18 protein-coding genes, 1 tRNA gene and 1 riboswitch are annotated in these 20,882 nt (G+C 59.0%); of the genes, 9 read left to right on the top strand and 10 right to left on the bottom strand.

What is annotated here, in order from left to right; all coding sequences use genetic code 11:
• Nucleotides 1–10 precede the first annotated feature (10 nt).
• Genes PL640_RS07795 through PL640_RS07785 form a run of 3 tightly spaced genes read left to right on the top strand, consistent with a single transcriptional unit; the run spans nt 11 to nt 2,272 of the window.
• On the top strand, nt 11–1,174 hold the full coding sequence (locus PL640_RS07795) for a pilus assembly protein (protein ID WP_271361321.1): 1,164 nt from the start codon (nt 11–13) through the stop codon (nt 1,172–1,174).
• Complete coding sequence (locus PL640_RS07790; RefSeq protein ID WP_271361320.1) at nt 1,155–1,697, top strand: TadE/TadG family type IV pilus assembly protein; 543 nt, start codon at nt 1,155–1,157, stop codon at nt 1,695–1,697. Before PL640_RS07795 ends, PL640_RS07790 begins: the two co-directional genes overlap by 20 nt.
• Complete coding sequence (locus PL640_RS07785; RefSeq protein WP_271361318.1) at nt 1,694–2,272, top strand: TadE/TadG family type IV pilus assembly protein; 579 nt, start codon at nt 1,694–1,696, stop codon at nt 2,270–2,272. The genes PL640_RS07790 and PL640_RS07785 overlap by 4 nt, the downstream gene beginning before the upstream one ends.
• A 43-nt stretch (nt 2,273–2,315) precedes the next feature.
• On the opposite strand, the gene trmFO is transcribed toward PL640_RS07785, so the two are convergent.
• The 3 genes from trmFO to PL640_RS07770 form a co-directional block, all read right to left on the bottom strand.
• Nucleotides 2,316–3,773 (bottom strand): methylenetetrahydrofolate--tRNA-(uracil(54)-C(5))-methyltransferase (FADH(2)-oxidizing) TrmFO, encoded by a 1,458-nt coding sequence (trmFO, locus tag PL640_RS07780; protein ID WP_271361316.1) that lies wholly within the window; start codon nt 3,771–3,773, stop codon nt 2,316–2,318.
• An 826-nt stretch (nt 3,774–4,599) separates the two neighbouring features.
• On the bottom strand, nt 4,600–4,743 hold the full coding sequence (locus tag PL640_RS07775) for a DUF1127 domain-containing protein (RefSeq protein WP_003495735.1): 144 nt from the start codon (nt 4,741–4,743) through the stop codon (nt 4,600–4,602).
• Between the two features lie 484 nt (nt 4,744–5,227).
• A complete protein-coding gene (locus PL640_RS07770; protein ID WP_013636249.1) occupies nt 5,228–5,374 on the bottom strand; it encodes a DUF1127 domain-containing protein in 147 nt (48 codons plus the stop codon).
• A gap of 650 nt (nt 5,375–6,024) precedes the next feature.
• Here PL640_RS07770 and PL640_RS07765 point away from each other — a divergent pair.
• Both PL640_RS07765 and tig read left to right on the top strand, forming a co-directional pair.
• Nucleotides 6,025–6,107: transfer RNA gene (locus PL640_RS07765), tRNA-Leu, on the top strand.
• Between the two features lie 240 nt (nt 6,108–6,347).
• Nucleotides 6,348–7,826 carry a trigger factor gene (tig, locus tag PL640_RS07760; RefSeq protein WP_271361313.1) on the top strand — a complete coding sequence of 493 codons (1,479 nt, stop codon included), beginning with the start codon at nt 6,348–6,350 and terminating at the stop codon, nt 7,824–7,826.
• A gap of 122 nt (nt 7,827–7,948) precedes the next feature.
• On the opposite strand, the gene PL640_RS07755 is transcribed toward tig, so the two are convergent.
• Nucleotides 7,949–8,422 carry a GNAT family N-acetyltransferase gene (locus PL640_RS07755; RefSeq protein WP_271361312.1) on the bottom strand — a complete coding sequence of 158 codons (474 nt, stop codon included), beginning with the start codon at nt 8,420–8,422 and terminating at the stop codon, nt 7,949–7,951.
• The gene (locus tag PL640_RS07750; protein ID WP_142839898.1) at nt 8,419–8,820 is read right to left on the bottom strand and encodes a rhodanese-like domain-containing protein; all 402 of its coding nucleotides are present in this window, start codon (nt 8,818–8,820) and stop codon (nt 8,419–8,421) included. Before PL640_RS07750 ends, PL640_RS07755 begins: the two co-directional genes overlap by 4 nt.
• A gap of 86 nt (nt 8,821–8,906) precedes the next feature.
• Here PL640_RS07750 and ftrA point away from each other — a divergent pair, with 86 nt between their 5' ends.
• Both ftrA and PL640_RS07740 read left to right on the top strand, forming a co-directional pair.
• Nucleotides 8,907–9,875 carry a transcriptional regulator FtrA gene (ftrA, locus tag PL640_RS07745; RefSeq protein WP_271361311.1) on the top strand — a complete coding sequence of 323 codons (969 nt, stop codon included), beginning with the start codon at nt 8,907–8,909 and terminating at the stop codon, nt 9,873–9,875.
• 328 nt (nt 9,876–10,203) lie between these two features.
• Entirely contained in the window at nt 10,204–10,821 is a 618-nt protein-coding gene (locus PL640_RS07740) for a hypothetical protein (RefSeq protein ID WP_309578172.1), read from the top strand.
• A 204-nt stretch (nt 10,822–11,025) separates the two neighbouring features.
• On the opposite strand, the gene PL640_RS07735 is transcribed toward PL640_RS07740, so the two are convergent.
• From PL640_RS07735 to PL640_RS07720, 4 genes are all read right to left on the bottom strand, one after another.
• Nucleotides 11,026–11,967, bottom strand: coding sequence for an IS110 family transposase (locus PL640_RS07735; RefSeq protein WP_271361308.1), 942 nt, complete (start codon nt 11,965–11,967; stop codon nt 11,026–11,028).
• Nucleotides 11,968–12,253: 286 nt separating this feature from the next.
• Complete coding sequence (sthA, locus tag PL640_RS07730) at nt 12,254–13,657, bottom strand: Si-specific NAD(P)(+) transhydrogenase (RefSeq protein WP_142839859.1); 1,404 nt, start codon at nt 13,655–13,657, stop codon at nt 12,254–12,256.
• A gap of 758 nt (nt 13,658–14,415) precedes the next feature.
• Complete coding sequence (locus PL640_RS07725) at nt 14,416–14,949, bottom strand: DUF1003 domain-containing protein (RefSeq protein WP_269699672.1); 534 nt, start codon at nt 14,947–14,949, stop codon at nt 14,416–14,418.
• 115 nt (nt 14,950–15,064) lie between these two features.
• A complete protein-coding gene (locus PL640_RS07720; protein WP_271361306.1) occupies nt 15,065–17,005 on the bottom strand; it encodes an LTA synthase family protein in 1,941 nt (646 codons plus the stop codon).
• A gap of 221 nt (nt 17,006–17,226) precedes the next feature.
• Here PL640_RS07720 and PL640_RS07715 point away from each other — a divergent pair, with 221 nt between their 5' ends.
• Nucleotides 17,227–18,906, top strand: a complete 1,680-nt coding sequence (locus tag PL640_RS07715; protein WP_271361304.1) for an NAD+ synthase — start codon at nt 17,227–17,229, stop codon at nt 18,904–18,906.
• 280 nt (nt 18,907–19,186) lie between these two features.
• On the opposite strand, the gene PL640_RS07710 is transcribed toward PL640_RS07715, so the two are convergent.
• On the bottom strand, nt 19,187–19,564 hold the full coding sequence (locus PL640_RS07710; protein ID WP_142839856.1) for a glyoxalase superfamily protein: 378 nt from the start codon (nt 19,562–19,564) through the stop codon (nt 19,187–19,189).
• A gap of 192 nt (nt 19,565–19,756) precedes the next feature.
• Between PL640_RS07710 and PL640_RS07705 the strand changes: the two genes are divergently transcribed.
• Complete coding sequence (locus tag PL640_RS07705) at nt 19,757–20,587, top strand: TolB family protein (RefSeq protein ID WP_271361302.1); 831 nt, start codon at nt 19,757–19,759, stop codon at nt 20,585–20,587.
• 73 nt (nt 20,588–20,660) lie between these two features.
• Nucleotides 20,661–20,843: riboswitch (cobalamin riboswitch) on the top strand.
• Nucleotides 20,844–20,882: the final 39 nt, after the last annotated feature.

Below are 20,882 nucleotides of genomic sequence, written 5' to 3'. Positions count from 1 at the left end.
TTTTGCGATCATGACGGCATTGCTGATGCCGATTTTTCTGTTCACATTCGGGCTGCTGTTCGAAGGCGGCCGGGCGCTGGCCTATTACAGCCAGTCAAAGCGGGTGATCGCGCAGGCCTGTGAGCGCTCGACGAAACCGACCCGGACAAATGTGCCTCTCGATGAAGTGCGCCGCAAAAACGTGCTGGATACCTTCGATGCGCTTATCACCTCCACCAAACAGGATGTGGTGAGCCGCGACGTAACGATCGACTGGCTGACCACCGATATCGACGCGAAATTTACCTACAAGACGGTGTTGGGCGGCCTGTTCAATGTCGAAAAGATGGACTACGCGCTGACTTACCGTTGCGACGGTATTCCTCCCTATCCGTATGACGGCGAGGTGATCGTCAACAACACATTCGACCGGCTGAACGGTAAAGACTGGATTCTCGAAAACGGTAAAGGCCCCAACGCGATGAATGGTTGCTGGGGCGTCCTGAGCTACGAGGAGCTTGGATGGGACGGCGGTACAGGTCCGGGCATCGAGCTTCAGGACTGGAGCAATGCGGCGTGCCGCAAAAAATTCGGCTGGCAGGGTTATGACGAGCCGAAGAAGGATGCTGGACCCGCTTGCGTCAGCGTTTCGCAGCAGGACGTCGCATCGACTGACGTGAAAGATCCGAAAAACAACAAACTGAAAGAATCCGAGAAGGACGCGTCGCAATCCGCGGCAACAAATCCATGTCCGCCCGAGTCGGAAGACTTGCAAAAACCTTCCATTCTGACTGCCGCGGATGGCGGGATACCGCCGACCAAATATGTGGTGGAACTGGACAGCCATTGGGAAGGGCAGAAGAGAAGAGACGCCAACAGTTCGATTTTCAAGATTGTGGAACTGCACCCCGGAAAATATGAGGTTTCGGTCTGGTATAATGGCCGCAACGACGCCTATGGCGGCACCAACGACATCGACATCTTCCTGCAGCTCCAGCGTCCGCAATTGGGCCCCGAAAAGAAGATCATCGAAATGGCGCAGAAGGGCAGGGTCTTCTGGGAGCGCCGCACGTATTCGATCACGGTCGATACCTATTCCGTCTACAAGCTGACGATTGCCGCAGGCGGCAAAAGCGACAGTCTTGGCGGCATCATCACGGCTTTTGAGGTGAAGTATGTCGATTCACCGAAATAAAGGGCTCTTTCGCCGTTGCTGGGGTCAGCTTCGCTCTTATGCGCTCGATATCCGGGCGGCCACCGCCGTCGAGTTCGGTCTGCTTCTGCCGGTCTATTTTCTGCTGGTCTTCGGCATTTTCGAAGTCGGTCTGGCGCTGCTGCTCACTCTCAATCTGGCAACGGCGGCCAATGCCGGCGCGGAAATGCTGCGCAAGGCGGCGGCAAGCCATACGGCGGTTACCGAAATCGATTTCAGGCGGGCCATCGCCTCCAATTTCCTGCTCGGCACGACGGAAAGCGACATGAAGATAACGCTCGTCCCGATCCCGGACGCGGATTTCACCGCCGTGCCGCTGACATTTCCCGTCGAGAACAGGTTTCAGGTGCCGGATAAAAACGCCGGGCAATATCTTCTGGCGCTTGGGTACAATTGGCCATTCATACTACCCACGACGCGTTTGCTGATCCCCAGCGGCGGCGGCAAGCAGCCGCAACTGCAGAATATCTCTCTGGCGATCACCGCCGTTCGGGTGACGGAATGATGAGGTTTCGGCTGAAATCCGTCCTCGCCGCCATGCTGCGATCGCGCTCCGGCGTTGCCACCGTGGAATTCTCGCTGCTATTGCCGATGCTGATCATTTTCCTGGCGGTGATGATCGAGACCGGTCGTGGCTGGCTGAGTTATGACCGTTTCGTCACGGTTGTCGACAATACAGCCCGCTGGTCCGCCCGTTTCCCGGAATTCGAGGAGCGGGTGAGGACAGGGGTGAAAACCTTTGTCATCGACGCCGGGCAGCCGCTCAATCCGGAAGAGCTCGATCTGACCTTGCGGAGCGCCAGGCTGGTCGGCGGTGTCGCAACGGTCGAATTCGCGCCTTACAACTTCTTCGGCTCCGCAGAAGCCGTCATCTGGGACAAGATGCTGAAGGCGGGGAATTTCAAGGAAGAAGAAGCCGTCATCGTGATTTCGGGGCGTTATAAATATAGCCCGTTATTCTCGTTCCTGCACCCTACGACCATCGAGTTCGAATATGTCGCGACGGTCAATCCGTATTTCTCGCGGCACTACAAATACCAGAAGGGCAAGTCGGACTGGTCCTTCTGGAATGTTCGCTGATGGTATTGGCCACGGAACGCTGCCTGGCCAATGCTTCGATCACTCAATGATCCTGCGCGGCACCGGCTGCGGGGGCGGTTTCCCCCATCCCCAGCCATTCCGCACAATCCTTCAGCGCCCGCGCTGCAACCAGCTGGCGCTTCATGATCGTCTTGTCCTTGCCGCGAAAACGTTTCACGCCCTCCGGTTTGACGATGGAGCCCGGCTCCAGTTCGGGGAACAGGCCGAAATTGATGTTCATCGGCTGGAAGGAACGCTTGCCCGGCTCATCATCTGAGGAAAGATGGCCGCCGGTGATGTGGTTGAGAAGCGAACCGAGCGCCGTGGTGGCCGGCGGCAGGCTCAGGGCCTCGCCCTTGCGTTCGGCGGCGGCGAAGCGGCCGGCGAGAAGGCCGACGGAGGCGCTTTCCACATAACCCTCACAGCCGGTGATCTGGCCGGCGAAGCGCAGGTCGGGGCGGGATTTCAGCTTCAGCGACGGATCGAGCAGGACAGGGGAATCGATATAGGTGTTGCGGTGCAGGCCGCCGAGGCGGGCGAATTCCGCATTTTCGAGGCCCGGAATCATGCGGAACACATCCGCCTGTACGCCGTATTTCAGTTTCGTCTGGAAACCGACCATGTTGTAGAGCGTGCCGAGCGCATTGTCCTGGCGCAGCTGCACCACGGCATAGGCCTTGACGGTGGGGTTGTGTGAATTGGTCAGCCCCATCGGTTTCATCGGACCATGGCGCAGCGTCTGGCGGCCACGTTCTGCCATGATCTCGATCGGCAGGCAGCCGTCGAAATAGGGCGTGCCTTCCCATTCCTTGAAACCGACTGTGTCACCGGCAATCAGCGCGTCGATGAAGGCGTTATATTGCTCTTCGTCCATCGGGCAATTGATGTAGTCCTTGCCCGTGCCGCCGGGGCCGACCTTGTCGTAACGCGACTGGTACCAGCAGATATCCATGTTGATGCTGTCGCGGTGGACAATCGGGGCGATGGCGTCGAAAAAGGCCAGCGCATCCTCACCCGTTTCGGCCTGGACCGCTGCCGCCAGATCCGGCGAGGTGAGCGGCCCGGTGGCGATGATGGTGCTGCCCCATTCCTTCGGCGGCAGGCCGGAAACCTCCTCGCGGACAATCGTCACCAGCGGGTGACGTTCCAGCATTTCGGTAACGGCAAGCGAAAACCCGTCGCGGTCGACGGCAAGCGCGCCGCCGGCCGGTACCTGGTGTTTGTCGGCGCAGGCCATGATCAGCGAACCGGCAAGCCGCATTTCGGCATGGATGACGCCGACCGCGTTGGCCGTCGCATCGTCCGAGCGGAAGGAGTTGGAACAGACCAGTTCCGCCAAGCTGTCGCCCTTGTGCGCGTCCGTGCCGCGCACGCCACGCATTTCATGCAGGATGACGGGCACGCCGCTCTGCGCGATCTGCCACGCGGCTTCCGAACCGGCCAGTCCGCCGCCCACGACGTGAATGGGAGAATGGGTCTTGTCTTGCATGCTGGCGTCCATCTGGCGTCCATGGGCCGCAGCGGGGCAAAGGCTCCCGTCCGGCGGCTGTCTCTTGAGTGATTGTTTCGCGCGGGTCCCAGAGGACGCGGCATTGTTGCGGGATGCACTAGCATGCATGGCCGGGGCAGCCAAATGTTTTTGGGATTGGGCGGGCGAGGAAGAGGCGCGGGGCATTGTGAAACGGCGCGTGCCGCCTGCTTCTTCTCCCCGAGGGGGAGAAGTCCGCGGCAGCGGGATGAGGGCGCGAGGATAGAGATATTCGGAGAGCTAGCCCCCTCATCCGACCCTTCGGGCCACCTTCTCCCCGGCGGGGAGAAGAAACAAGCGGCGATCTCGACCCCAATGTGTTTGGCGTAGCGCCCGTATCCGAGATGCGGACAAGCTCTATTTTTAAGGGTGGGGGATATGAGGATAATCAGGCTACCAAGTTCGCGACAGGGCTAAAAAGCCGGCAAGCATCTGGGGAGCGAGCGCTTGCCGCCTGCTTCTTCTCCCCGAGGGGGAGAAGTCCGCGGCAGCGGGATGAGGGGGCGAGGGTAGAGATATTCGGAGAGCTAGCCCCCTCATCCGACCCTTCGGGCCACCTTCTCCCCGGCGGGGAGAAGAAATAACCGGCGCCGCAGTGCGCGTCAGATTGCACTGCATGTTGCGGGAGGCGCTTCTGCAGGCGGCACGCAGGGAAGGGGCGAACCTCTGTTATGTTTGCAGCGATGCCAAGTGCCAGCCGACTGCCAGAATCAAAAACGGCGCCAGAGGCGCCGCTTTCTTTACCTGTCGCTCGATCGTCGCGCCCTGGAGGTCGGGCAGCGGGACGATCGTTTACGCCTTAGCGGAACGAACGGGCTGCTACGTTACGGATGTCGTAACGGGTCAGACCGATGTCGCTCAGAGCCTGGTTGGAGAGGCTGCCGAGTTCGTTGATCGTGCGGCGGTAGGAGATCCAGTTCTTTGCAATGCGGATAGGGTTCATGGTCGTTTCCTCAATCTATCTCTGTTTATTTCGTCTGCCGGCTCAGTGTTTCTCTGTGCTCTCGGCTGTTGAGGTTTATATATAGACATTAAGCCATGTTGTGCAGTGCAGAATTTAGGCTACTGCCATGCATTTGTGCACTATGTCGGCTAAATTTGCGGCTCTGAATATCATCTGAGCAAAATATAAGCGGAAATGCCTGTGTTTCGGGCGGTTTGGATGGGTCTGGCGACCTGTTGCGGCGATGAAGAGGCATTTTGGGGAGGTTTAGTAGAGCGGAAGTGGCCTTAGCCTTGCCCAAGCATTGTGCGGGCATAGGGAATGGGGGCGATTTTTTCATCCGCTGCTATTCGCATATGCAGGAGAGAGCCGCTTACGCCGTCAGAAGTGCCCAAAACGAAAAAAAAGGCCAGAGGCGGGAGCCTCAGGCCTTTTTGGGAGGGTCGTCTCGCATCCGCCGCGTTTGCGCGGCGGCGCGTCTCTGTTAGATGCCGACAGCGGTGCGGGCGACGCGGCGGATGTCCTGACGGCCAATGCCGAGGTCACTCAGTTCGCGGTCGGTCATGCGGCCAAGTTCGGTTACGGTCTGACGATACTTGCGCCAGTTGGTCAGCGAGCGGGTGATGTTCATGGTCATTTTCCTCTTCGTGCTGTTCAGTCCGCGCGGCCAGTCTTGGGAGGCTTTGGGTCCGGGGCTGAACTGATCTCTGTATGACCATGAATATAATCGGTTTAATCAAAACAAAAACAGACAAAGCAAGATGTCACCTATGCACCCAATGCACGACAAGCCGGTTAATGAGCCCGATTGCGGCGATTCATGCATGATTTGTGACCAATTTATGTGCTTTTGGTGACGCCAGATGGCCGGAAGATGTGCAGCCGTGCGGCAGGGCCGGCCATGCGTGAAGAGGCAGGTGCAGGGCAGGGGCGACGAATCTCATCGGCTGATGGTGACCCGGCTATGGGGGTTGGCGGCGATGCTATATATAATGTCAATGTAGCCGCATAAATGATGTGCGCATTTTCTGCCTGCATAAGTGTCGCTGCGGGGCAGGGGCGGCGGGCGGGCTGAGGCTCTGGACACAAGCGTTTTAGTCCGGGACCGGTGCTGCCTTCGTTGCTCCATCACACTCCCTTATTGCCGATGGCAAATGGCGAAAGAGGAATACTCATCCGCGCCCTTGGAGCGGAGCCAAGAAAAGTCCTGATGAAACCGGAGGCAAGGGGAACGGCGTGCTTGACCCTTTCTGAACATTGTGACATACCGCCGCCCAACGTGCGGGTATGGCGGAATTGGTAGACGCATTGGTTTTAGGTACCAACGCTTCGGCGTGGGAGTTCGAGTCTCTCTACCCGCACCACAAGCAAAGCATGGCTGTGCCACGCTTGCGCCAGAGTGCATCTTTATAAGATGCGGGGAGCTTCGGGGTTCATCATCCCCTTTGCACCTTTGTCTCCGGCGCGGGCGCAATGTTGCCCGGCAGGCGCTTGTGTAAAGAAATAAGGGAAGCCACGGCCGGGGAACGATGTTTCCGGCGCAGTGCTCGAAAGTAAACCAACGGCTGTCTGAGCACCGCCGCCATGATGTGAAGGTTAGGAAAATGCAGGTTATCGAAACGCTCGCTGAAGGGCTGAAGCGCGAACTCAAGGTCGTTATTCCGGCCGCCGACATGAAGGCCCGTCTGGACGAGCGCCTGGTTGACGCCAAGGACAAGGTTCGCATCAACGGCTTCCGTCCTGGCAAAGTGCCGATGGGCCACCTGAAGAAGATGTATGGCAAGTCCATCATGGCCGACCTCGTCAACGAGCTGGTTCGTGAAAAGCCGACCGAAATCCTTTCCAGCCGCGGCGAGAAGTCTGCTACCCAGCCGGCCATCTCCATGACCGAAGACGAGCAGGAAGCCGAAAAGATTCTGTCGGCTGAATCCGATTTCGAATTCACCGTTGCCTATGAAATCATTCCGGCCATCGAACTGAAGGCCAATGACGGTATCAAGGTTACCCGCGAAGTTGTTGAAGTCTCCGAAGACGAAATCAACGAGCAGATCCTGAAGATCGCTGAGAGCGCCCGCACCTTCGAGGCCAAGAAGGGCAAGGCTGCCGATGGCGACCGCGTCACCATGAACTATCTCGGCAAGGTTGACGGCGTTGCCTTCGACGGCGGCGCTGCTGAAGATGCTGAACTGGTTCTCGGTTCGGGCCGCTTCATCCCCGGCTTCGAAGACCAGCTGGTCGGCGTCAAGGCTGGCGATGAAAAGACCATCACCGTGACCTTCCCGGCTGACTACCCGGCTGCAAACCTTGCCGGCAAGGAAGCCAACTTCGACATCACCGTCAAGGAAGTTGCCGCTGCTGCTGCCGTTGAAATCAACGATGAACTGGCTGAAAAGCTCGGTCTCGAATCGGCTGAAAAGCTGAAGGAAATCGTCAAGGGTCAGATCGAAAGCCAGTACGGCAACATCACCCGCCAGAAGGTCAAGCGTCAGATCCTCGACCAGCTGGACGAAATGTACAAGTTCGACACGCCGGCTGGCCTGGTTGACGCCGAGTTCGACAACATCTGGCGCCAGATCAACACCGATCTCGCCCAGTCCGGCAAGACCTTCGCTGACGAAGACACGACCGAAGAAGAAGCCCGCGAAGAATATCGCAAGCTTGCTGAACGCCGCGTCCGTCTCGGCCTCGTTCTCTCCGAAATCGGCGAAAAGGCCGGCGTTGAAGTGACCGAAGAAGAAATGCAGCGCGCGCTGTTCCAGCAGCTGCAGCAGTTCCCCGGCCAGCAGAAGGAAATCCTCGATTTCTTCCGCAACACGCCCGGCGCTTCCGCTTCGCTGCGCGCTCCGATCTTCGAAGAAAAGGTCATCGACAAGCTGCTCTCCGAAATCTCGGTAACGGACAAGACCGTTTCCAAGGAAGAGCTGCTGGCTGACGACGCCGAAGAAGCAACGGAAACCAAGAAGAAGGCCCCGGCCAAGAAAAAGGCTGCTGCCAAGGCTGACGACGCCGCTGAAGGCGAAGAAGCCGCTCCGAAGAAGAAGGCTCCGGCCAAGAAGAAGGTCGCTGAAGGCGACGCCGAATAATCTTCTTCAGTGTAAGCTGATTGAACAAGGGGCCGTGGCGAAAGCTGCGGCCTTTTTTGTTTGGGCTGGGGAGGGTGTCGGGTTTTGGCCCGAAGCGGTCATCCAAAGTCCGCTGAATAGCATCATTTGGCGATCCGTGAACCGCCAGGCCACTGTTCAAATGTTATGATGAAGCGCGACTTGTTCTGGTAATCCGCTCCCTCTCGACGGTAAAAACGAACAGCTTGCTCGTTCCAGACAGGAGTCTGCCATTCCATTCGATCGACGCCTTCCTGCATTGCAAGGATTTTTGCTGCAGCAAACAGTCGCCTACCGATGCCTCCTCCGCGATTGAGTTCGGAGACGAACAGGCAATCCAGATGAGCATAACGTTGCGCTCGCCAGACTGACCAATCGAAAGTCAACGCTGCATAGCCGAGGAGCGTTTGCCCCTCGGCCGCAACAAGGAACCGAATGGCTTCATGCTGACACTGGAGTAAGCCGAGGTCGATCTCTGTCAGAGATGCGACGCTTTTCTCGAACGCTGCGTGCTCCTTGATCAATCGGTATAGAGCCGAAGTGTCGGACGGGGTGGGCGTCTGGATCGTGTAATTCACGCTTCAGGACCTTTGGCGAGTTCGAAGCCTTCATCAATCCAGCCAGTGATGCCGCCTGCCATGATTTTTACCGGGCGGCCGAGTTCGGCAAGGCGGAGTGCTCCACGCGCCGCTCCATTACAGTGAGGACCTGCGCAATAGGTCACGAAGAGAGTGTCGGCTGGCCAGCGGTCCATTTTGGCGCGGGTCATCTTGCCATGGGGCAGATGAACAGCTCCAGGTACATGCCCCTCGGCAAACATTGCTGGCCCGCGCACGTCCAGAAGGACGAAACCTTGCTCTTCTGCGAGTGCAGCATGAACGTCCCAGCAATCCGTCTCGAACGTGAATTCAGCGGCAAAATGTTCGCGAGCAATGTCGCTGGGGGCGGCGGGGATGGAAATGACGGCGTTAGACATTTTCGGCTCCTTGACGTGTGAGCCTCATTTTCACTCAAGGGTGTTTGTGCTTGCAATTGGCGTGTATGACATTATACGGGCATATCATGCCAAACTTAAATGGTCCCCTAGTTGTCGCTGTTCTCTATGATGGTCTCTGCACCTTCGAGTTCGGTATCGTCGCCGAGATATTTGGGCTTCCTCGGCCTGAGATGGGGGATACCTGGTACAGGTTTGCGAGCTGCGCAGTCGAAGAGGGACCGCTTCGCGCTCATGGCGGGTTCCTGTTGACACCTGATTGTGGGCCTGAGTTAATCGACAAGGCCGACATCGTCGTAGTGCCTGGATGGAGAGGCATAGACGAGGCGGTTCCGCAGAACCTCATCAATCTGCTCCGCAAGGCGCATGAGCGTGGAGCACGATTGGCATCGATCTGTTCTGGCGCGTTTGTGCTTGCAGCCACAGGCCTTCTCGATGGCGCGACCGCGACCACGCATTGGCGCTATGCCGACGCTCTCCGGTCCCGCCACGCGGCAGTTCTCGTGGACGAAGTGTCACTTTATCGCTCTCACGAGCGCATCTACACATCGGCCGGAAGCGCGGCAGGAATTGATCTCTTAATCGAGATCGTTCGTCAGGACTACGGCGCTGAGGCTGCAAACTCGGTTGCACGGCGGCTTGTGATGCCCGCCCATCGTAAGGGCGGACAGGCCCAATTTCTGGAGCGCCCCGTTCCGGCTGCGCACCAGTCAGCCGTCGCTCCACTCTTGGATAAGATGCGCGCTCACCTTTGTAGGCCATGGACATTAGAACAAATGGCATCCGAATGCGGAATGAGCTTGCGGACCTTCGTCCGCCGCTTTACCGAAGCAACGGGTGGGCCACCTGGTGAATGGCTTGTTGGTGAAAGGATTGAGGTGGCCAAATCTCTCCTAATCGCGCGACGTCACAGCATCGATGAGATCGCAGCAGCCGTAGGGATTGGATCGTCTGATACCTTCAGGCACCACTTCCGAAAACGAACGGGCGTAAGTCCAACGGCTTACCAGAATCAGTTCGGTGGGTTTGTGGTGTGACACCAGGTTCCAATGGTATGACCGCAATTGGCGAAATGAGGCCATGAGAGGTAGTGCTGATCCCATCTTCATCGCACTGCACATAATTTGCTGCATATGCGCTTGTTCATCTCCCGTTCATCTGGCACAATAGCCAACATGATTTCCCGGCTGCTTCGTGTTGCCATTCTGGGAAAGCGGGTCATCCTGATGGGTGGCCTTCGTCGCCGACAATCTCGTTGGACTCGACTTTTACCGTGCATGACCGGGTCTCCCGGCATGCCCTTAAATGGCTTGGGAACAAGATATGCTATCACGCACATCCATTTTCATCTTCGGTCTGCCGCTTATGGCGTTGGTGGGGGTTTCAACATCAGCTCTTGCCGATGAGGCCGGGCTGATCTGGAAGCCGGTCAAGAATTCCGACCGTTCTTATACGGCGCGCATCGGCGCGAAGCTGCCGGTCGATACGCCGATCCGGGCGGGGCTGGAAATGGGCATGAGTGCTTCAAAGACGGGGCAGGTGGTGGATACGCCGGTGCGGGTGTGGGGCAATGTCACGCTGCTTGCCGAACAGCTGCCCGGTGTTTCGCTTGCCCGCGATGTCGGTGTGCTGTTCAACGCGCTGACGGGATCGAGCAGCGTTTCCGTGACTTCGCAGCAGAAGCGTATCGTCACGCCGGAACTGGACATCGAGGCGAACCGCAATTTCACCGTGCGTTATGATGGCACGGCGCAGCAATGGAACGGCCTCGACGTCTCGCAGTCATTGCGGCTTTCCCGCTCCGAGACCGGCACCGCTTTTGTGCTGACGGGGGCCAGCCGCAACAGTTTCAATGAGTTCAGCAGCGGCGTGGCTGTGGAGCAGAAGATCGGCGATAATCTGACGGTGCGGGGGACGCTGGATCAGGGCTATGCGGATCATTTCCGGCCCGGCGTGAGTGCGCGGTACAGTATTCGCTGGTGAGTGCGGTTCCACCCATAGTGGGGTGGCTGAAAACTCGGCGTCATCCTCGGGCTTGACCCGAGGATCCATGGTGCGCCGGTTTGTGGATCCTCGGGTCAAGCCCGAGGATGACGACGGAGAAGTCTGCTATCTCTGCAGCGGGAAGAGGCTTTTCGACCCAAGGACTTGGGTTGGCTGGACCCCGGATCAAGCAACCGTGGACGCTCATGCGAATGCTGTGTCCGTTCTTGCGATGGCATTGAGGATGGTGAGGAGCTTTCGGATTGTTGCGACGATGGCAATCTTGAAGGGTTTTCCGTTGCTGCGCAGGCGCTTGTAAAAAGCGCCGAGCACTGGGTCTCTGATCTTGATGGCGCTGAGGGCTGCCATATAGGCGATGTCGCGCAGATGCTTGCGTCCTCCAGAGCATTTGCCCCTGCGGTTCGACATGCCGGACTGGCGCGCATGGGGAGCGACACCCAGGAGAGCGGCGATGACCTTTGACGAGACGGCGCCGAGTTCAGGTAGATCGGCAATGAGCGCCGTTGCCAGTACCGGGCCGACGCCAGTGACCTCGCACAGCCTGTCGTGACGCTTTCGCAGGCTGGGCGTCGCCTTGAGCAGATCGCGCATGGCGCGGTCGAGGGTGGCGATATTTGCGGCGATGACGCCCAGGCGCGTCTCCAGCATATCGCGCACCAGCGGCTCTTCGATGGTATCGAGCTGGCTTGTCAGGCCACTCTTTTCGGTGACCAGCCTGCGCCGATGGGTGGCGAGCGCGCTCAGGCGGTCGCGGGCGAGATCCGGCCCGCAATAAGGGACAAGACGATCGCTTGCCGTCGCCAGATAGCGGGCGATCATCGCAGCATCGATCCTGTCGGTCTTTGCCAGCTGCCCCATGGCTTTGGCAAAGTTGCGAACCCTTGCGGGCGGCAGGATATAAACCTTCAGGCCTGCCGCATGCAGGCTGTCGGCCAGCCTGCGCTCATAACCGCCAGACGCCTCCAGCCCGACGACGACCGGTCCGAGCGCCTGAATGCGCTGGACGAGAGCGGCGATCTGGACCGGCGAACTGCCTGTACTCCACTCTTTGCCCGCAGGATAGACGCAGACATCGAAACGGGCTTTGGAAACGTCGATGCCGACGACGGAAAGTTCCTGTATCATGGCCTTGCTCCCAGTCTTGTGGTGCGGGCGAAAGCCCGTTCAACCGTTCGGGGTCAAAGGGAGCAGGCAGGGCCTTGCTAGATCTCGGCTGTTTAAACCAGTCCGGAAATACGGCCTCCTGCCTGCATCGGCCGGGATGCGCATCCCGGCCGATGCATCAAGTAAACCACAAATCGTCCACACAAGTCCGGGGTGACGGAGTGGGGATGCTACGACCTTGCCACAAGCGCGCAATGCAACCTGCCATGCCTCTCGGCAGCTTCGCACCCCTTCGAAAATCCGTCGATCAATCCTTCTTGATCTCACCCATGCGGTTCCAAGCATCCAGCCCGGCAATCTTGTAGGCCTCAGCCAGTGTGGGGTAATTGAACGTATTCTCCACGAAATATTCCACCGTGCCTTTGAGGTTCAGCACCGCCTGGCCGATATGCACCAGTTCGGTTGCACCTTCGCCAACGATGTGGACGCCCAGCAGGCGGCGGGTTTTCAGCGAGAAGATCATCTTCAAGAGCCCGCTGTCGAGGCCCATGATATGGCCGCGGGAGGTCTCGCGGAAATGGGCGATGCCGCATTCATAGGGAATGCCGCGTTCAATGACTTCTTCTTCCGTCAGCCCGCAGGTGGAGATTTCCGGCACCGCATAGATGCCATAGGGGAAGAATTGCGGCGGTTCGCCGGCCGGTGCGCCGACGGCATGGCGGGCGGCGATGCGGCCCTGTTCCATTGACGTGGAGGCAAGGCTGGGGAAACCGATGATATCGCCGGCAGCGTAAATGTTCGGCACCGAGGTCTGGAAGGTTTCGGGATCGACCTTCAGGCGGCCACGGCTGTCGGCTTCCAGCCCGCAGGCCGAAAGGTTGAGCGTATCGGTGGCGCCGACACGGCCGGCGGCAAACAGCACCGTCTCGGTCTTGAGGACGCGGCCATTGCCGAGCGAAACGAGGCATTTGCCGCTCTCGTCGCGTTCCACCTTTTCCGCCTTCTGGCCGAAGATCAGCTTCATGTTGCGATCGCGCAGCTGATAGGTGAAGTCCTCGACGATTTCCTTGTCGATGAATTCCAGCATGGTCTCGCGTGGCTCCACCACCGTCACCTGCGTGTCGAGCGCGCTGAAGATCGTCGCATATTCGATGCCGATGACGCCGGCGCCAACCACGACCATGGAGCGCGGCAGTTCCTTGATTTCGAGAATCTCATCCGAATCGAGCACCGCCTGGCCGTCGAAGGGAATGTGCGGCGGCCGGTAGGGCCGGGTGCCGATGGTCAGCAGGATGGAGGTGCCGGTGACATTCATGATCTCGCCGTCGTTCTTCACCACTTTCATGGTGTTGGCGTCAACGAAGCTTGCCGTGCCGCGAATGTGCTGCACGCGGTTGCGGGCAAACTGGTGTTCCAGCACCTCGACTTCGTGATCCAGCGTAATGAGCAGGCGGCGGCGCAGATCGTCGGCGTCGATCTCCTGCTTGACGCGGTAGGAGCGGCCGTAAAAACCGCGCTCACGCCAGCCGGTAAGGTTGAGCGCGGTTTCGCGCAGGGTCTTGGAAGGAATGGTGCCGGTATGTACGGAAACGCCGCCGACGCGGCTGCCTTTCTCGATGACCAGAACCTTCTTTTCGAGCTTGGCGGCCTGAATGGCGGCCCGTCTTCCCGCCGGACCGCTGCCGACAACAATCAGATCGAACTGGTGCATGAAAAACCCCGGAACAGAATGCATTGCGATAACCGGATGTCGCATCCGGCACGGCGTCGTCGCGAAATGGTCGTGATGCCATTTTGACGATGGGGAGTGATTCCCCCGTCAGCCTTGCCCGCAAGAGTGCAATGCAACAAACGCCTGCGTCAATCTGTAGCGCAAGATTCTGACGGATTCGTAACTGGGGGTGAATTTTCGGGAGGTTGTTCGTTCATAGCGGTCGTAGGCGCGTGGCGTTTACCCCCCTCTGCCCTGCCGGGCATCTCCCCCACAAGGGGGGAGATCGGCAAGAGGTGCTACCACCACTTCATTTTCACACAACGAGATGGGCGAGACAGTGCCGCAGATCGATCTCCCCCCTTGTGGGGGAGATGCCCGGCAGGGTAGAGGGGGGTGAGCCCCACGCTCTTCGGTCCGCTGTGAATGGAAATGCCTTAAAACCCCAACACCTTCATCCCGCACGGCGTTGCCGGACGGGATAGCGGGAGCACTTCGGGCGATTGCCCGGCTGCGCTTTAGATTGAGGTTGGTGTGGGTCGGATGCGGTGCGCAGCCGGGCCATTCCAGAGCGCCGTATCTCGCAAAGGGCTGTGCACCGCACTTTGCGAAATGGTTCTGTCGTCACGAACGCGCCACCGTTCCCATCAGAACCGTCCCTTGGTTTTTACCACGTCTGGCTTCCACCCGACAGGACTGCATGCAGGATAACAGCACGCGGCAGGGCGGGGAAAAGCGGGGATGAATTTTTGCCGGTATCAGCCGTCCTTGCGGGTGACGTGGTGGTGGAGTGCGGCGAGGTCCTGTCTCAGCGCCGCAAGCTCGGCCAGCACCTTGACGTCGATCTTCTCATGCAGCGACAGCACTTCCAGCTCGGCCTTCAGGTTCACTTCGTAATCCTTGGCGGCTTCGAAACGATCGCGGGCGGCCTGGCGGTTCTGCGACATCATGATGATCGGCGCCTGAATGGCGGCCAGCATGGAAAGCAGCAGGTTGAGGAAGATGAACGGGTAGGGGTCGAAGGCGCCTGTTGTCAGTATTATGGTGTTGATGATCGCCCAGAAGATCAGGAAAAAACAGAAGCCGAGGATGAAACCCCAGGAACCGCCGATCTTGGCGATATTGTCGGCCAGCCTGTCGCCGAGACTGGCGCCGGCGGAAAATTCCGCATTGATGTCGCTCGAAACCAGCTTCTTCTGGTGCGACAGTTCCAGAATGCGGCGCTCCACCTCACCAATTTCGCGGGAGGAACGTTTGAAATGCGACGTGATGTAGTCGGAGATATCTGACACGGTGTGTCTCCGGTTTTGATGAGATGCCTGCGCTCCGTGCGAGATAAACCCGCATGGCGGCGGAATTCAAACGATTTCCTCCGCCATGCGGTTCAGGCGTCCCCGCCACACATCATCAGACGGCCGGCGCGCCCTCGTGCAGCCAGTTGAAACCGGGGAAGAAGCGCTCGCGGCCATATTGGGCACCGAACATCATGTCGAACTGCAGCAGGCGGTAATCGCGCACCACGTCGGGAACGGCGTTCGGGGCGATAGACCAGTCGGGCAGGGCCTTGCCATCGGTTGCCACCAGCATATGCCGGTCGATGACGGAAAAGGCCTGCTGCACCTCGCCGAGCGTGCCGGTGTAGAAGGGATCGGAGAAGCCGGCGGTCTTCAGCACGTGATAGGGCAGAAGCGCCGGGCTGATGGTGCCGATATTCTTGCGCACGCCCTTTTTCGAGGACCAGACAACGAGCGGCGTCTCATGTTCCTTCTTCATCACGTCAAGTGGTGCACGGCGGCTGGCCACCATGCCCGGCATATAACCGCTTTCCACGAAGGCCTGGCCAAGCGGCGGCAGGTGATCGCCAAAGAGGACGATGATGGTTTCGCGGTCGCGCTTCTTCGCCCAGCGCATCATTTTCAAAAGCGCATCATCCGCTTCCACGACGCCTTGCGAATAGGTGGAGAGCGCCTGCGAGGCCGATGCGGAGAGATCGCCTTCGACGCTGATGGTGTTTTCGGCGTAACGGGTCGCCTCGTAAGGCCCATGTCCCTGCAGGGTGACGGCGAAGAGGAAGAGCGGGTTCTGCGCCTTGTCGGCCGTCGCCATGATCTCGTCCATCAGCGCATCGTCAGAGGCGAAGTTGCCGCGTTTTTCCATGGCCGGCAAAGTCTCTTCGGAGCGGAATTCCTCGAAGCCGAAATTCTGATAGACCTGCTTGCGGTTCCAGAACCATTCCTGGAACGGGTGCATGGCGATGGCCGAATAACCTTCACCGCGGAAGAAGCTGGCGAGCGAGGGCACGGGGCGGCGGATATATTGCTGATAGGGAATGCTGCCATAGGGCAGGAAGGCGTTGGAAAAGCCGGTCAGCGCCTCGAATTCCACATTCGCCGTCATGCCGCCGAACTCGGGCGAAAACACGTTGCCGGACTGCTTGGCACGGATGGTCGGCATCGGATCGGCGGAGAGCTTCACATTTTCAAGCCTCGTCGGGTCCCACAGCGATTCGCTCATCAGCATGATGACGTCAGGATAATCGCCCTTGTTGGCGGCGAAGGCGGCAGGTTCCGCCGTCAGGTCGGCGATGCTGTTTTCGCCGTAACCCTGCGGCGCCGAAACATTGGCCATGGGAATATTGAAAGCGAAGGCCATCAGGAAGCCGTTGTGACGGTAATTTTCCTGCTGGTCCCACATCATCGGAATGATGTTGAGGCGATCGCGGACCCAGGAATAATGCGAATAGTCCATCAGCGAGGCGAGGCCGGCAAGAAGCGGCAGCGCCAGTGCAAGCCCCGCGGCGCGTTCACGCCAGCTCAATGACGGGGAATGCCGGCGCGCCAGCAGCCAGAGCGCGACGAGAGCGGCAATGGCGGCGCAGATGCCAAGGCCGACCAGCACTGCCGTCAGCGGTTGCGCCTTCAGCATTGTGGGCAAAAGCTCGAAAATCTGGCGGCCGAACAGCAGGTCGGATGGGTAAAGCGGATCGGAGAGATAGGTCTGTTTCTGCGCGGAAATAAGCCCGGTCAGCGCGCAGAGCGGCGCAACTGCGATGAGGGACAGATAACGCCGGCCAAGGATCGCATCCAGCGCGACCAAAAGAGTGAGCACGGCGGCAATGGTGGTCATGCCCGGGCGGGCGGAGGAGGTAAGGAAAGCACCGACATCATGGAGCGAACCGCGGGCGATCCATTCCAGCGCCACGACGAGCACGATGGAGGCGACCGTCAGATTGGCAAGCGTATAGGCCGCGGCCGAAAGCTTCGAAAGGCTCCTTGTCCATGCAGGCGAAAAGACGAAACCAGCCTTTTCGGAAGCCGTTGTTTTTGGCGCCGAATCTCTCAAACTCATACTCCGGTATTGCAGGCGTCCGCCCAATCCGGGGAGATGAATCAGGCGTCGCAAAAGTGTCATGTAACTGTCACATAAGCGCGATGAACGCGACATGAACTTTGCGGAGGATGGCTGGAGCGGTGATAACCTTAGCGTGAACGCAGCCGTGGCGCATCGCCCATGCGGTGGCATGCAATTGCCGCGTTGCGGAGCGGCCACGGGCGCGGTATTGAAATGGCATGAGCGACAGACACGATATCCAGAACCATCTCCGGATTGCCGTCGGGCAGTTCAATCCCACCGTTGGCGACGTGGCGGGCAATCTCGCCAGGGCGCGTGAGGCAAGGGCCGATGCGGCAACGCAGGGCGCCGATCTTCTGCTTCTGACCGAGCTGTTCATTTCAGGCTATCCGCCTGAGGATCTGGTGCTGAAGCCGGCTTTCCTGAAAGCCTGCCTGAAGGCGGTGGAAGAACTGGCGGCAGACACCGCCGATGGCGGACCGGGTGTCGTCATCGGTTTTCCACGCCAGGGCGAGACGGGCCGGCACAATTCGGTGGCGCTTTTGGATGGCGGCAAGATCATTGCGCTGCGCGACAAGATTGACCTGCCCAATTATGGCGAGTTCGACGAGAAGCGGGTTTTCGCCGAAGGATCGATTTCCGGCCCCTATAATTTCCGCGGTGTGCGGATCGGCATTCCGATCTGCGAGGAAATCTGGAACGACATGGGCGTGTGCGAGACGCTGGCCGAAAGCGGTGCGGAAATCCTGCTGGTGCCGAACGGTTCGCCCTATTATCGCGGCAAGCTGGACGTGCGCCATCAGGTAGCGCTCAGGCAGGTGATCGAGAGCGGCCTGCCGCTGGTTTTCGCCAACCAGCTGGGCGGGCAGGACGAGCTGGTGTTCGACGGTGCAAGCTTTGGCTTCAATGCCGACAAGACGCTTGCTTTCCAGATGAGCCAGTTCGAGGCCACACTTGCCGTTACCGACTGGAAACGCACGGCTGATGGCTGGCATTGCGAGAGCGGGCCATTTTCGAAAATACCAGAGGGTGAGGAGGCGGATTACCGCGCCTGCATGCTGGGCTTTCGCGACTACGTCAACAAGAACGGCTTCAAGAGCGTGGTTCTTGGCCTTTCCGGCGGCATCGATTCGGCTATCTGCGCCGCACTTGCCGTTGACGCGCTGGGCGAGGAGCGGGTGCGTTGCATCATGCTGCCTTACCGTTATACATCGGAAGAATCGCTGAAGGATGCCGCCGATTGCGCGAAAGCGCTGGGCTGCCGTTATGATATCGTGCCGATCGTCGAGCCGGTGGAAGGTTTCCTTTCAGCGCTTTCCGATCTCTTCGAGGGCACGGAAGAGGGCATTACCGAGGAAAACCTGCAGAGCCGCACGCGCGGCACCATTTTGATGGCCGTCTCGAACAAGTTCGGCTCGATGGTGGTGACGACGGGCAACAAGTCGGAAATGTCGGTGGGTTACGCCACGCTTTATGGCGACATGAATGGCGGTTTCAATCCCATCAAGGACCTCTACAAGATGCAGGTCTATGCCATTTCCAGCTGGCGCAACGCCCATGTGCCGCCGGGTGCGCTCGGCCCTTCCGGCGAGGTCATCCCCGCCAATATCATTTCCAAGGCGCCATCGGCCGAATTGCGCCCCAACCAGACCGACCAGGATTCGCTGCCGCCTTATCCGGTGCTGGACGATATTCTCGAATGCCTCGTCGAGAAGGAAATGTCGGTCGAGGAAATTCTGGCGCGCGGCCATGATGTGGTGACCGTGCACCGGGTGGAGCATCTGCTCTATCTCGCCGAATACAAGCGCCGGCAATCGGCACCGGGTGTGAAGATCACCAAGAAGAACTTTGGGCGTGACCGGCGTTATCCGATCACCAACCGGTTTCGGGATCGGTGATTAAGGCGGTTTCCGGAAGGGGGCCTTTAACGCCGGTCCTGTGCCATCGAGAGTAATTGTCTGTAAGGCGGCGCGGCAAGTTTCTTCTCCCCGCCGGGGAGAAGGTGGCCCGAAGGGTCGGATGAGGGGGCACCATTGCCGTATATCACGACCCTTGCCCCCTCATCCCGCTGCCGCGACCTTCTCCCCCTCGGGGAGAAGAAACAAGCGGCATGCGCTCGGTCCACGATGGGGGTTCATGAATGGCGCGGAGAAAACCCCGCGCCACTCTTCACTCACCTCAAATAACCTGCCCAACATCGATGCGATTGCCGTCAGGGTCTTCAAACACGAAGGCCCTGAGGCCATAATCCTTGTCCTGCAGGGCCTTGATGATGCGCAGCCCATGGCTTTTGCAAATCTCATGCAGCGTATCGACATCGCTGACCATCATATGCGCCACGTTGAAGGGCGCTGCCTTATGGGTGGGCTGCAATGTCAGGTGCAATTCGGCATTGCCCTGTTTGAGGATCATGAAGCCGACGGGAGTGCCGTTTTCGAAGGTTTTTGTGAAGCCCAGCACACCGACATAAAAGTCATGGGCCTTTTCGATATTTTTTACAGGAAGCATTGCGGCGATCCGCCCGAAGCGGATGCCGTGATCGGCGATGGTATTCATCGCGGAACCTCGGATCTGGGAGAAACGGGAAGGGTTACGGGCGGTGCCGGAACGCTGGCGTTTTTTCCGATTTGAATTTGCAGGACGGTGCCTGCGGCCATAGGATCATAATCACCATGGCGGCGAAAGCAAACGGAATGTCTGTGGCCGCCAATGATCAGAGCCAGACTATCGACAGCCCCGGGAGGCAGCATGCGCAGTTCCATCGAAATCTTCAACATCCGCACCCGGCAGATGCGGGTGGTGTGGCAGACGCCGGAGCTGTTTGAAGCGCCGAACTGGTCGCCTGATGGCAAATATCTGCTGTTGAACAGCGAGGGGTTGCTCTATCGCTTGTCCCCATCCGGTGATACCTCGCCGGAAAAGGTCGATACCGATTTTGCGACGCAATGCAACAACGACCACGGCATTTCGCCTGATGGTTCGCTGTATGCCATTTCCGACAAGGTGGAATTCGGCAAGAGCGCCATTTATCTTCTGCCATCGGCGGGCGGCGCGCCAAGGCTGATGACGAAGAACCTTCCTTCCTACTGGCATGGCTGGGCGCCGGACGGCAAGAGTTTCGCCTATTGCGGCATTCGCAATCAGGTCTTCGACATCTATTCCATGGATAGAGAGAGCGGCATCGAAACACGCCTGACCCATGGCGAGGGCCGCAATGACGGACCGGATTATTCGCCTGACGGTGCGTGGGTCTATTTCAATTCCAGCCGCACCGGGCTGATGCAGATCTGGCGTGTGCGGGTGGATGGCTCCGCTGTGGAGCGCATTACCGATAGTTCCTATGGTGACTGGTTTCCGCACCCGTCTCCCAAAGGGGACAAGGTGGTGTTCGTCTCCTATGACGCCGACGTTTTCGACCATCCGCGTGATCTCGATGTGCGGGTGCGGCTGATGGATATGGATGGCGGCAATGTCGAAACGCTGTTTGAGCTTTTCGGCGGGCAGGGCACGATGAACTCGCCCAACTGGTCGCCGGGCGGTGATGAATTTGCTTATGTGCGTTATTTCCCAGTGGCGTAATGCGATTTTGGGTTTCGTTGAGGTCACATTGCCGCACCGGCCTTGCGATACTTGCATTCGCAAGCCTTCTTGCTCATAGCTTCCTCAGTCAGGTGCCCGCCCTTGTGGCGGGAGAATCGGGAATCCGGTGAGAAACCGGAACGTGCCCAGCGCTGTGAGGCGGATGCCCTTTTCAAAAGGCCACTGAAATCATTCGGGAAGGCGAAGAGGGCGGATGAAGCCGAGTCAGAAGACCGGCCTGGCAGGATAGACCGAACCGCGCGGACGGCGGCAGGTTGCTGAAGAGGCGCGTCGT

This window comes from Agrobacterium sp. ST15.16.024, assembly GCF_027956545.1.
GTDB lineage: Bacteria > Pseudomonadota > Alphaproteobacteria > Rhizobiales > Rhizobiaceae > Agrobacterium > Agrobacterium cucumeris.
The sequence above is the reverse complement of the archived record's forward strand: the minus strand, read 5'-3'. Positions and strand labels throughout refer to the sequence as shown.